The organism is Candidatus Dormiibacter sp. (assembly GCF_050999135.1).
Lineage (GTDB): Bacteria > Chloroflexota > Dormibacteria > Dormibacterales > Dormibacteraceae > Dormiibacter > Dormiibacter spiritus.
Map to the genome: position 1 here is coordinate 37,752 of NZ_JBPCPN010000006.1, position 11,771 is coordinate 49,522.

The 11,771-nt window shown below is 65.9% G+C and carries 12 protein-coding genes; 4 read left to right on the plus strand and 8 right to left on the minus strand.

Annotation, left to right across the window (positions count from 1 at the left end):
• The first annotated feature begins 56 nt into the window (after positions 1–56).
• The gene (locus ACR2MZ_RS01760; protein ID WP_434003391.1) at positions 57–2,648 is read left to right on the plus strand and encodes an NPCBM/NEW2 domain-containing protein; all 2,592 of its coding nucleotides are present in this window, start codon (positions 57–59) and stop codon (positions 2,646–2,648) included.
• A gap of 184 nt (positions 2,649–2,832) precedes the next feature.
• Entirely contained in the window at positions 2,833–3,216 is a 384-nt protein-coding gene (locus ACR2MZ_RS01765) for a VOC family protein (RefSeq protein ID WP_434003392.1), read from the plus strand.
• Between the two features lie 59 nt (positions 3,217–3,275).
• On the opposite strand, the gene ACR2MZ_RS01770 is transcribed toward ACR2MZ_RS01765, so the two are convergent.
• The 7 genes from ACR2MZ_RS01770 to ACR2MZ_RS01800 form a co-directional block, all read right to left on the minus strand.
• A complete protein-coding gene (locus tag ACR2MZ_RS01770) occupies positions 3,276–4,274 on the minus strand; it encodes an inorganic phosphate transporter (RefSeq protein ID WP_434003359.1) in 999 nt (332 codons plus the stop codon).
• Positions 4,267–4,878 (minus strand): DUF47 domain-containing protein, encoded by a 612-nt coding sequence (locus ACR2MZ_RS01775; protein WP_434003360.1) that lies wholly within the window; start codon positions 4,876–4,878, stop codon positions 4,267–4,269. Before ACR2MZ_RS01775 ends, ACR2MZ_RS01770 begins: the two co-directional genes overlap by 8 nt.
• Before the next feature lie 116 nt (positions 4,879–4,994).
• Complete coding sequence (locus ACR2MZ_RS01780) at positions 4,995–6,698, minus strand: DUF6909 family protein (protein WP_434003361.1); 1,704 nt, start codon at positions 6,696–6,698, stop codon at positions 4,995–4,997.
• 169 nt (positions 6,699–6,867) lie between these two features.
• On the minus strand, positions 6,868–7,692 hold the full coding sequence (locus tag ACR2MZ_RS01785) for an MBL fold metallo-hydrolase (protein WP_434003362.1): 825 nt from the start codon (positions 7,690–7,692) through the stop codon (positions 6,868–6,870).
• 5 nt (positions 7,693–7,697) lie between these two features.
• Positions 7,698–8,063 (minus strand): hypothetical protein, encoded by a 366-nt coding sequence (locus ACR2MZ_RS01790; RefSeq protein ID WP_434003363.1) that lies wholly within the window; start codon positions 8,061–8,063, stop codon positions 7,698–7,700.
• On the minus strand, positions 8,063–9,799 hold the full coding sequence (locus tag ACR2MZ_RS01795; protein WP_434003364.1) for an AMP-dependent synthetase/ligase: 1,737 nt from the start codon (positions 9,797–9,799) through the stop codon (positions 8,063–8,065). Before ACR2MZ_RS01795 ends, ACR2MZ_RS01790 begins: the two co-directional genes overlap by 1 nt.
• Before the next feature lie 59 nt (positions 9,800–9,858).
• Positions 9,859–10,323: a GreA/GreB family elongation factor gene (locus ACR2MZ_RS01800; protein WP_434003365.1), complete on the minus strand. Its 465-nt coding sequence runs from the start codon at positions 10,321–10,323 to the stop codon at positions 9,859–9,861.
• Positions 10,324–10,345: 22 nt separating this feature from the next.
• On the opposite strand from ACR2MZ_RS01800, the gene ACR2MZ_RS01805 reads away from it, so the two are divergent.
• A complete protein-coding gene (locus ACR2MZ_RS01805; RefSeq protein ID WP_434003366.1) occupies positions 10,346–10,915 on the plus strand; it encodes a nicotinamidase in 570 nt (189 codons plus the stop codon).
• Positions 10,902–11,213 carry a hypothetical protein gene (locus ACR2MZ_RS01810; protein WP_434003367.1) on the plus strand — a complete coding sequence of 104 codons (312 nt, stop codon included), beginning with the start codon at positions 10,902–10,904 and terminating at the stop codon, positions 11,211–11,213. Before ACR2MZ_RS01805 ends, ACR2MZ_RS01810 begins: the two co-directional genes overlap by 14 nt.
• Positions 11,214–11,266: 53 nt before the next feature.
• On the opposite strand, the gene ACR2MZ_RS01815 is transcribed toward ACR2MZ_RS01810, so the two are convergent.
• The gene (locus tag ACR2MZ_RS01815; protein ID WP_434003393.1) at positions 11,267–11,647 is read right to left on the minus strand and encodes a DUF488 domain-containing protein; all 381 of its coding nucleotides are present in this window, start codon (positions 11,645–11,647) and stop codon (positions 11,267–11,269) included.
• Positions 11,648–11,771 lie beyond the last annotated feature (124 nt).

Below are 11,771 nucleotides of genomic sequence, written 5' to 3' on the forward strand. Positions count from 1 at the left end.
CAGTGTCGCAGGGCCACTCCGCCGCACCCCGCCCGCCACGGCTGACCGCGTCGCGTATGGCCTTGCGCCGGGTAGCCTCCTCTCTGGTCACAGCCGCGCTCGGCCTTGGTTTGGTGCCGGCGCTGCTGGTGACTGGAGCCGTGCCGGCGCTGGCTCTGGACAACGGGCTGGCCCGGATGCCGTATTTGGGCTGGAACACCTATTACGGCCTCGGCTCCAGCTTCAACGACGCAAAGATCAGGGCTGAGGCCGATGCGATGGTCAGCAGAGGGCTGAAGGCAGCCGGCTATCGATACGTCTGGCTGGATGGCGGCTGGTGGTCAGGTACCCGCGATGCCAACGGCAATATCACCGTTGACGCGACACAGTGGCCCGAGGGGATGAAGGGCGTAGCTGACTACATCCATGCCCGCGGCCTGCGGGCCGGGATCTACACCGACGCCGGAAGCGATGGCTGCGGTGGGGCCAATCAGGGCAGCTATGGCCATTACCAGCAAGACGTCAACCAGTTCGCCGCCTGGGGTTTCGACGCCGTCAAGGTCGACTACTGCGGCGGTACCAAGCAGAATCTTGACCCGGCCACACAGTACGGTCAGTTCCGGGACGCCATCCTGAACGACACCCCGCGGCGGCCGATGCTCTTCAACATCTGCAACCCCTTTCCGCCTGGCACCTCGCCTTGGACTCCCAACTATCCGCCCTACGATCGCTCCGCCTACAACTCCTTCAGCTTCGGTCCCAGAACCGGAAACTCGTGGCGGACCGACACGGACATCGGTTTCGTACGCAACATCCAGTTCAAGGACGTTCTTCGCAACCTCGACCACAACGCCGCGCATCCGGAGGCGGCGGGCCCCGGACACTGGAACGACCCCGACTATCTCGGCCCTGAACTCGGCATGACCAGCAACGAGTCGCAGGCGCAGTTCAGCCTGTGGGCTGTCGTGGCAGCCCCGCTGATCATCGGCAGCGATGTGTCAGCCCTTTCGCAGAGCGCCGTGGACATGCTCACCAACGATGAGGTCCTCGACGTCTCGCAGGACGTGCTCGGCGTTCAAGGTAAACCGATCTCCACCCAGGGCAACGGCCAGGTCTGGGTAAGGCCTTTGGCCAACGGCGACCGCGCGGTTGCCCTGCTCAACCGCGGCACAGTGCCAATTACCATCACCACGGACGCCAAGGCGATCGGAGTGAAGCATGCGTCCCGCTACGACCTGCGTGACCTCTGGCACCACACCACTACTGAGACCGCGGGCACAATAGCTGCGTCGGTGCCCGGTCACAGCGTCGTGCTGTACCGAGTCTCCAGGGGTCACGGCGACTCCGTCCCGCCCGCGGTGCTGCTGTCGCCGCCCGCCACGCCAGCGCCTTACTCCGGCTCCGACCTGCGCCTGGCCGTTCCCGCCCAACCGCTGCCTGTCTCGGTGACCTTCACCAACTACGGCCGCGCCGCTGTGAAGAACGTCGAGCTGCGCCTGTCCGGACCTGCCGGTTGGACCATCCAACCCTCAGGCCCACTGAACGGGGGCACGCTGGCCAGCGGTCGGAGCTATACCGGCCATTGGTCGATCACGCCACCCGCAGGCACCCTGCCCGGCAGCAATCCACTGCGAGCGTCGGTCACCTACCGTTACGGTGACAACGGCTCGGGAGACCAGACGGGCGGCAACAGCGGCTCGGGCAGCCAAACCGGCGGCGACAGCTCGTCGGCGAAGCAGACCACGGAGAGCAGCGTGCTCGTGCCGCCAGCGCCCCCCTCCGGCGTGAGCTACCTGAGTGATCACATCTGGCTGGACGCAAGCAGCGGGTACCTCGTGCCGAAGCTCGACACCCAATGCTGCGCCAGCACGAAGATCAGCCTGCTGGGCAAGACGTATGACAAGGGGATCGGCACCGCCTCCCCGTCCCAGGTCGAGTACTACCTGGGAGGCAACTGTACCGGCGTGACCGCGACTGTCGGCATCGACGATTCCGCCCGATTCACCACAGCGGGCGCTACGGCTGTTTTCCAGGTGTTCGCCGACGGTCGCAAGCTCTTCGACAGCGGTTTGGTCACGCAGAACGTCACCAGGGATGTCAACGTTGATGTGAGCGGGGCCAGCGTACTCAGCCTCGTGGTAGGGGACGCCGGCGACGGCAGCTACAACGACCGCGCCGATTGGGCGGACCTGCGGGCGAGCTGCGGCGCCCCGCCGGCAACAGTGCCACACGGTCCGTGGCCGCATTTCGTGCCCACCTCAAGTGAAACCGCCACCGCGAGCAGCGCCAACAGCGGCTACCCCGCCAGCAACGCCATCGATGGCAAGCTCACGACCCTCTGGCATTCCCGGTTCAGCCCGGTTCATGATCCGCTTCCCATCTCGCTCACCATCGACACCGGTGGCCAGCACAACCTGACCGGACTGACCTACCAGCCGCGGCTGGACGGGGACAGCACTGGCATCATCACCGGCTACACGATCGCGCTGAGCACGGATGGGGTGCACTTCGCCCCAGTCGTCTCAGGCACATGGGCGGATGACAGCTCGATCAAGTCTGCCCCGTTCGGCGCGGCGACTGCGCGATACATCCGACTCACTGCGACGAGCGCCCACAACCGCTATGCTTCTGCAGCTGAGGTTGGTGTCGCGGACATGCCGTCCGCCTGAGTCGGCGGCTCCCGCCACAGGTCGGACCCGCGCGTCTTCGTGGTCGCTCGGTCGGTCGCTGCTCACGACGCTTCCTGGTAGCGATGCAGTCGCAGCTCTACTCTCCTTCCTCTGTCGACATAGACCTTGCCTCCTGACAGTGACCTGAGTCCGCGGGTCCAAAGCGCAAGGTACCGTGGCCGGAGTGCAGATCGACGCCCTCGACCACGTGGTATTCACTGTGGCAGATGTGGAGGCGACCTGCGCCTTCTACGAACGGGTGCTGGGTCTGCAGGTGGTTCGAGGCGCGGACGGCCGTACGGCGCTCCACTTCGGCACCCAGAAGATTAACCTCCACCAGGCGGGCCACGAGTTCGAGCCCAAGGCCCGCTGCCCCGCACCGGGAGCCGGCGATCTCTGCTTCCTCACCTCCACGGAACTGCCCGCAGTCCTTGACCACCTGCGCCACCACGGCGTCGCCGTCGAGTTGGGGCCGGTGGAGCGGGAGGGAGCCACCGGGCACCTTACATCGGTGTACTTCAGGGACCCAGACGGCAACCTGATCGAGGTCGCCAACCTTCATGGCTAGAGGGTCACGAGGCTGGCGGCCGCCGGACCGGTCATATCGAGCACGTAGCTCCCTTGGAGCTATACGCCGGCTGTGTGGAGGATGGCGTAGAAGACCCAGCCGATAGTGGCGGAGGCGGGAATGGTGAGCAGCCAGGCGGCCACGATGTTCGCCCCCACGCCCCAGCCGGCCGCCGTCAAGCGCCGGGGCGCGCCCGCTCCCATCACTGAACCTGTCACCACATGTGTGGTGCTGACCGGAGCGCCGAAGACGGTGGCCAGCAGGATGGTGCCGGCGCCCGAGAGTTGGGCGCCCATCCCGGTGGCCGGCTCCAGCTTGTAGATCCGCCAGCCCAGCGTCCGGATGATCCGCCAGCCGCCCGCATAGGTGCCGAAGCCAATCGCCGCAGCCGCCAGCAGGACCACCCAGGCCGGGATCGTGAATTTGTGCAGGTGGCCGGTGGCCAGCAGCGCCATGCCCATCGCGGCCATGGACTTCTGGGCGTCGTTGCCGCCGTGGGAGTAGGAGACAAAGGCCGCGGTTACCACCTGGCCGTAGCGGAAGTAGCGGTTGGCGCGCACCGGTCGCGCATGCCGGAAGAGCCAGTAAACGCCCACCATCAGCAGCGCAGCTACCAGGAACCCGATCGGAGGCGAGAGCACCAGCCAGGTCAGTACCTTCCCCATCTCTGACCAGCGGACCGCCGCGAAGCTGCCGCCAGCAGCCACGCCCGCGCCCAGCAAGGCACCGACAAAGGCGTGGGTCGAGCTGCTGGGGAGGCCCAGATACCAGGTGACGAGATTCCACACGATGGCGCCCAGCAGCCCCGCCAGGATGACCATCAGGGTTGGCTGCAGGAGCAGCTTGGCGATGGTGTTGCTCACGGCGCCGCCGAAGACCAGAACCGTCACCAGGGCGCCGATCAGGTTGAAAGTCGCTGACAGCAGGACGGCCAGCCGCGGGGTTAGCGCTCGCGTCGAGACCGAGGTTGCGATCGCATTGGCGGTGTCGTGAAAGCCGTTGGTGAAGTCGAAGCCCAGCGCCACCAGGATGGTGACGACGAGCAGGACGTCAGGCATTCTTGATGGAGATCGTCTCCAGCACGTTGGCCACGTGTTCGCAGGTGTCCATGGTCTCTTCCAGCAGGTCGTAGAGGTCCTTCCACTTGATCAGATGGGCGGCGGAAAGGCCGTTGCCTTCGAACATGGCGCCCAGAGCCTCCCGACTGATGCGATCGCCCTCGTTCTCCAGCCTGTGGATCTCCAGCCGTCGCGCCTCGAGTTCGTTGAAGCTCTCCAGATCCTCCAGCGCGCGGGCCAGCTCGATGCCGGCCTCGGCCAGGCATTCACCAAAAGCCTTGGCTGGCTCGGTGACCTCGGTCACCCGGTAGAGCTCCATCTTGTCGCCAACCTCCTCAGCCAGGTCCACGACATCGTCAACGGTGGAGGCGAGAAGCAGGATGTCCTCACTTTCCATGGGAGCCACGAAGGTGCGGTTCACCAGCTCGTAGATCTCGTGCGTGACGTCGTCGCAGCGGTGCTCCAGGTCACGCAACCGGGGATGCCGGGACCGGCCCTCCAAGAGGCTCTTCGAGAGTTCGGTCAGCGTCTCGCTGACCAGCTGCCCCTGCTGCTTGAACAGATCGTAAAAGCGCCGCTCGCGCGGCACCAAGCTCAGTTTCACAGTGGCCTAAGTATCCCGATTTGGAAGTTCGAGCGCGCCAGTTCTTAACACTGGGTTAATGTCAACCAACTTGTCCCCAGCGTTCGGACGGGTTGGCAGCCTTCGCTAGGCCTTCCCTAGCCGGTCAGCAGCGCGCCCTCCTGGGCCAGGATGCGGCGAGTCACTGCGATCGCCGCCGCATAGGTGGCGTCCATGCCGTGGTAGCTGAGGCCGCGCGCCCCCAGCGTCCGCGCCTGCGTGTACGGCGTGTCAGACGCGTAATGAACTATGCCCAGGTCGAAGCCGGGCTGGGACATGTTGACCTGCTCCTGCAGCGGGTGCCGGCCGGGCATTGTTACCTCGTAGCAGGCATCCAGATAGGGCCCGGCTTCCATCTCGACCACTGTGTAGCGGCCCCGGTAGTAGAACTCGAGGTAGTCGAGATTCTGCAGGAAGGTGCCGCGCACGGTCACCGCACGCTGGTTGTCCAGCACCGAACCGAAGACGAGGTGCGGCTGCACGTCGGCGGCGGTGAAGCAGTTGTCAAGCCAGTAGGTGTTGCCGGAATGCTCGTTGTGAACGGCATTCGGGATCAAGATGTCGCCCACGTCGGCGTTGAGCGTGGCCGCCTTGCCCATCACGTACACACCCAGCAGCCAGGGCATCGATTCAGCCACCTGACGCAGCAGGTGGTACGCCGCCAGTCCCAGCGGATAGTCGATGTTGACTATCGCCGCCCGGCTCTGGCGCAACCGCTCAGCGTCGATCCGGCCCACGCGGGGATCCAGCCGATCTGCCTTGAGCGAAGCAAGCCTGACTATCTGGACGGCTGAATCTATGCCCGTCGCCTCAGCGGCGACGTGCCGGATGCCCACCTCGGCCTCCAGCTCGATTCGGCGGCGCCGGAAGTAGGCCGCGTGGGGATGACAGTCGAAAAGGTCGCGGGCGGCGAAGTACAGCCAGTTGGCGCGGGAGGCGAACACGCGGCCGCTCTCGAGCTTGTCCAGCTCCGCGGTCAGACCGGGGCTCACCCTTCGGGCGTGCTCGGTTATCTCAGGCTCCAGCTGAAAAGCCACGCCGCTCAGGACGTTGACGAGGCTGTGCACATTCGAGGAGACGAAGTAGACGGGCGCTTCCGCGACGTCCAGCTCGCTCATCTCCACCCGGACCGGCTGCCACCAGCGGGCAGCTGTGCGGGCGTAGCCGATGTGCGAGCCGCCAATCAGCCGGAGGATGATGTGGCACTCCTCCGCCACCACCCGGGCTAGGTTCGTTTCAACGTCGTCCGACCAGGCCTCCAGCAAGCGCGACCAATCTTCGGCGGGGACGTCTGCCGCGTCGCGCGCCGCGGCAACATCGACTCCCTCCGCCGAGAGCAGGTGGTGCAGCTTGTTCCATTCGATTTGGAACGCGACCAGCACCGGCACCAGGTCGTCGACGTCGGAGGGCGACGCCAGCAGCACGGCCAGCGTGTCCCCGCCGTTGTAGTACCAGGAGCGCCGCCGGGCCGGCGCCTGCACCCGCTGCCAGTCCGAGATGTCGAGTCCCAGCGTCTTCTCAAAACCCTGGCGGCTCTGGCCCAGCACCACTCGCCGTGACCGGGCGAGCGCGGCTGGGAGCCGCCGGATGGCGTAAAGAAAGGCGCCCATGTCCATCTCCCTCTCGGCCGCGAGGGGATGAAGGGCCGAGCGCATGGCGAGGTGGGCTTGCTCGAGGGAGTCGATCCTGATCTCGCCCGAGCTCTGGAGCATGGTCGTGTAGGTGCGGACATAGAGCTCGACTGCATGCCTTTGCGCCCAACCTGCCTGGGCCCGAGGCGGCCGCTCGTAGGGTGCTTCCATCCGGCGAGTCTAGGTGCAGCGCGCCGCTGGTTCAGGCCGCCGAATGTCGATGAGCTGGGCCAAGGCGTCGACACCTTCGTTCTCAAAGCCCGCGTAAAAACGTTCTGGTCGACGACCGGCCGGGGTCGACCTGGCCGGTGCGGCTTCCAGGCGCTTTGGCCCGCAGTCTTCAGTCGCCGGCGTGGATGCCTCGGAGAGCGGCCAAGTAGCGCTCAGCCGAGCGGCGGACAGCTTCCTTGCCCTCGCTTGCCACCACCCGGTCGTACCAGGCCCCGTAGATGCGATCGAACTTGAGGGGTTCGAGTCGATTCCTGATCGCCTGCACCTCAGCGTCCGAAACAGGGATGTAGTTGGGATAGCTGCGCATGAAGCTCAGCCAGCGGCGGTCGGCGACGACCTGGACGACGTCCCCGCTGAGCAGCGTGCCCGCCTTCTCCCCGCCGCGCCAGTGCAAGACAGTGCCCCCCGCGAAGTGACCGCCCAGTCTGAGCAGCTTCACGTCCGGGAGCAGTTCACACTCCTCACCGCTCCAGAAGTGAACACAGGGGTCCTGCCGCATCACCCAGCGGCTGTCCGCCTGGTGCAGATAGACCCGCGCGTCGAAGGTGCTGCCCCACTCGACCAGCGAGGCGTAGTAATGGGGATGGGAGATGGCGATGGCGGCGAGACCGCCTCGACTGCGCACGAAGCTCACCATCTCCTCCGCCAGGAGTGGAATGCAGTCCCAGAGCACGTTGCCGTCTGGCGTCTCCAGCAGCAACGCCCGCTGGCCGATCGCGAAACTCGGTTTCATGCCGATGCCGGTCAGTCCCGGTTCCTCCTCCCGGATGTCCGCCTGATGCTGCTGCCGGAGCTCGTCGGGGGTGGTCCAGAGCTGGCCGTCGGTGCCGACGTACTGGCGCTCGTCCAGGCAGACAGGACACTCCTCAGGTGGCTCGGCGGATTCCGCGAACTGAACACCGCAGGTTCGGCAGATGTAACCGGCGAAGGTCAAGGACTTTAGCGCGGGCCCAATTCGTCGGGCGGTTGGATGCGCTTCATCAGCTCTTCCAGCAGCTGCCGCGTTTCGGGATCGGACATGACCTTCTCCTGCATGGCTTCCGCCGCCTGGCGCAGCTCGGGGTCGTTCAAGAGGCGCTCGGCCATGCCCTGGAAGCGGCTGGCCATGTCCTTCATGGCGGCCTCCTGAGCCACCTGGAGGAGCACTGGCTGGCTGGCGGCCGAGGCCACCGCCTCCGCCTGTGCCCGAAGCATCTCCACGCCCTTGCAGCCGAGGCATTCATCGCGGAAGCCGCAGTGACAGAGCTGCCGGCGAAGACCGTCGAGGGCGGCGTGCAGCGGCGAGAGATCGACAGGCTCGGGCATCAGTGGACTGTAACGCCCACCCCCTTCTCCGCGTACATGGCCTCGATCTCCTGCGCATAACGTTCCTGGACCACGCGGCGCTTCACCTTCAGGGTGGGCGTGAGCTCGCCGGCGGCCTCGCTGAAGTCGTCAGCCAGCAGCGTGAAGTACTTGATAGTTTCCCAGCGGCCGAGGTCACTGTTGAGCTCGTCGATACAGCGCTGTACCTCTGCCCGCGCCTGCTCATCTTGAACCAGTGATTCCGGCTCGCCGCTGAGCCCAGTCCGCCGGCGCAGCTCGGCCCAGTCAGGCACGATCAGCGCCACCACGTAGGGCCGCTCGTCACCTATCACCACCGCGCGGTCGATCACCGCGTTGGCGCAGAGACCGGTCTCCAGCGGCTGGGGCACCACAAACTTGCCGCCGGCGGTCTTGATCAGATCCTTCTTGCGGTCGGTGAGCTTGAGGAAGCCATCCTGGCTGAGCTCGCCGATGTCCCCCGTCTTGACCCAACCGTCCACCAGTGTCTCGGCGGTGGCGCCGGGATTGCGGTAGTAGCCGAGCATGTTGCCGGGCGCGTGGGCGAGGATCTCGCCGTCCTCGCCGAGCTGGAGTCTGACCGCCGGCAGCGCGTGCCCCACCGTCTCAAATCGGTGGCGGTCCTCGGTGTTGGAGACCACCCCGCTGGCGGTCTCCGACATACCCCAGCCGTTCAGGATCACTATGCCGATCGCCCAGAAAAACTCCTCGACATCGTGGCTGAGAGGCGCCCCTCCGCTGACGAAGAAGCGCAGCCGTCCACCTGTCAGCCGCGCCCTCAGCGGACGCAGCACCAAACGGTCGGCCAGGGGCAGCAGTGGAGCCGGCTCGCCGCGAAGCCGGCGCCGGCCCTGCTCCAGCGCCCAATGAAAGAGCTGCTGCCGGCGCGGGCTCGACTCAGCCACAGTCTGGAACACCCGCTGCTGCATCTTCTCATAGAGCCGAGGCACCGAGACCATCACCGTCGGCCTCGCCGTCTGAATGTCCTGGCTCAGGTGTTCCAGGCCGCGAGATAGCCAGAGCGTGCCCCCCGCTGTGAGGTTCACGTAGAAGTCGTTGATGCGACCGAACACATGGGCGTAGGGCAGAAAGCTGAGAGACTCGTCGTCCGCCCGGAGCCGGAAGCCACCTTCGGCCAGGTTGCAGCGGGACTGATCGACCACGCAGCGGTGAGCCAGCATCACGCCCTTGGGCTCTCCGGTGGTGCCGGACGTGTAGCAGATGGTGCAGAGAGCTTGGGGATCGAGCGCCTCCAAGCGCCGGGCTAGGGCCGACTCCTCCTGGATGCCGCCCTGCAGCCAGGTGCGGAAGTCAAGGTTGAACCTCACGGCCCGGCAGGGCGCGACCATGGCCGCCAGGTGGTCGTCGGCGACGAAAGCGAGCCGCGCCTCCGAATTGGCAATGATCTGGGCAGTCATCCTGGCTGGGCTGTTGGGATAGATCGGCACAGTCACCCCGCCGGCGGCCTGGATGCCCAAGTCGGCGATGAGCCAGTCAAGACAGTTGGGCGCCATGATGGCAATGCGGTCGCCGGGAGCAATGCCCTCTCGGATCAGCCGGTCCGCCAAGCGCAGAACCAGCTCGCGGCTCTCCGCCCAGCTGATCTCACGCCACTGACCGCCGTTGTGATAGTTGAAGAGGGTGCGGCTGCCCAGGCGTTCCGCCTGGCGGAGGAACACGCCGACGGTGGTGCGGTCAGCGACCCGCTGAGCGTTCACGCGGGAAGCATAATCGCCGCGGCTCTGGCTGCGGCCCGGGCTGTCAGCGTATCCGCGCTTCAGTTGACTGCGAGGATCCTCATCTCGAGTGTGCCGGCCGGAGCGGCGACCGAGACCCGGTCGCCCTTCTTCCTTCCCAAAAGGGCTCGCCCAAGGGGCGATTCCAACGAGATCCGGCCGGCGCCCGGATCTGCTTCGACAGCTCCCACCAGGTGATAGACCACCTTCTCGCCTTGGTCGTCCTCGAGTTCGATGGTGGAGCCCGCATCCACAGTGCTGGAGTGGCGCTCGCGGATGATCTGGGCCCGGCCGATCATCTCGTTCAGCTCGTAGATGCGATCGTCGATCCGCTGCACCTCTTCTTTGGCCTGCTCGTATTCAGGGTTGTCCTCGATGTCGCCGGGCTGGGCGGCCTCCTTCATGCGGTCGGCCGACTCGATCCGGCGCAGCCGCGCTTGCTCGAGCTCTTGCTTCAGTTTCTCCAACCCTTCGGCGGTCAGCAGCACAGGCTGTGTGAGGTCCATCAGGAGGCGAATAATACTCTCGATGTCGAATGCTCCACCTTCCTTCGACGCCCTCCTGATAGTGGATCCGCAGGTTGACTTCTGCCCGGGCGGCGCCCTCCCCGTGCCCGAGGCGGACCGCATTTTTCCCGCCTTGAACCACGCCAGCCGACAAGTGCCGCTCGTGGTGGCGAGCCGGGACTGGCACCCGCTAGACCACTGCTCCTTCTCCGAACGAGGCGGCATGTGGCCTGTCCACTGCCAGGCGGACACACCAGGAGCGGACTTTCATCCAGCGCTCGATATCAGTGCCATCGACCATGTGGTTTCGAAGGGCACCGAGCCGGAGGTCGAGGCTTACTCGGCGTTCGACGGAACCGGCTTGGCCGGCTGGCTGAGGGAGCGCCAGGTGCACAGGCTGCTGGTGGGCGGATTGGCCACCGACTACTGCGTCAGGGCGTCAGTCCTGGATGCTCGGCGCGAAGGCTTCCAGGTCGGGGTGCTGGAGGACGCGGTGGGCGCGGTCGACGTGAAGCCGGGAGACGGGGAGCGCGCGCTGGCGGAGCTGGTGGCAGCCGGCGCCCATTTGGTGAAGAGCGATGAGCTCGGCTGACGCCCGTTCCCCGGCCGAGCAGGTGAACCTTGCCTGCTTCCAGCTTTCGCGCCAGGTGGATGAGTTCAGCTGCTCGGTGGCGCAGGCGGCGCCGTTCGCCCGAACGCTGCTCAGGGTGGTGGGCAGAGTGGTCATCGACACCGCGGCTCCAAACGCGCAGCCTGAAGTGTGGGCGAGCACCGAGATCATGGCTCTGCAGTGGCTGAACGAGGCGCTGGGACCGCTGGGCTACGAGGTGCGGCCTCTGGCCGGCAGCGGCCGGCCGGAGGTGCCGGCCGCCAGCAGCGAATGGACGTAATTGGACATTGTGGCGAACCTGGTAGTAGGGAGAGGCTTCGAGGGCAATCTTGATCAGCTGGTCACCTCGTGTTGGCCGGGGGATAGCAGATACGCCCTGCCTTGACCCTCGCAAAGGGCGTCAGCGAATGGAGCCACGGCCGTCCCGCTCCGATGATCTGCAAGACGTCGACTCCTCTTGCGGTCAGCGCGTCGGCGATGAGTGAGCGGTGGCAGCCGCTCCAGTCCCGCTTCGAAAGCCTCTGTCTGCATGTAGTCGGCAAAGCTGCGAAAACTCGCGTTGCGCCAGCCGGTATTGATCGAGTCCCCATTGGCCCTCCGAAGCCCGCCTAGCTCGGGCAAGTGGACATATTGGACCCCTATCGGTGGCAGCTCAGCAGCCAGGGCAGCCTTGGCGAAATGTGGCAGCCGGCGAGATCCGGGCGCGGTGCGCACGTCGGCCAACAGCTCAACTCGATTTAGGTGCAGCAGACGGACGAACTCGTCCAGGGACCGTGTCGAGTGGCCGATTGTGAACAGCTTGATCGGCCCACGCTACCCTCGACTTCAGCGGAGCCTA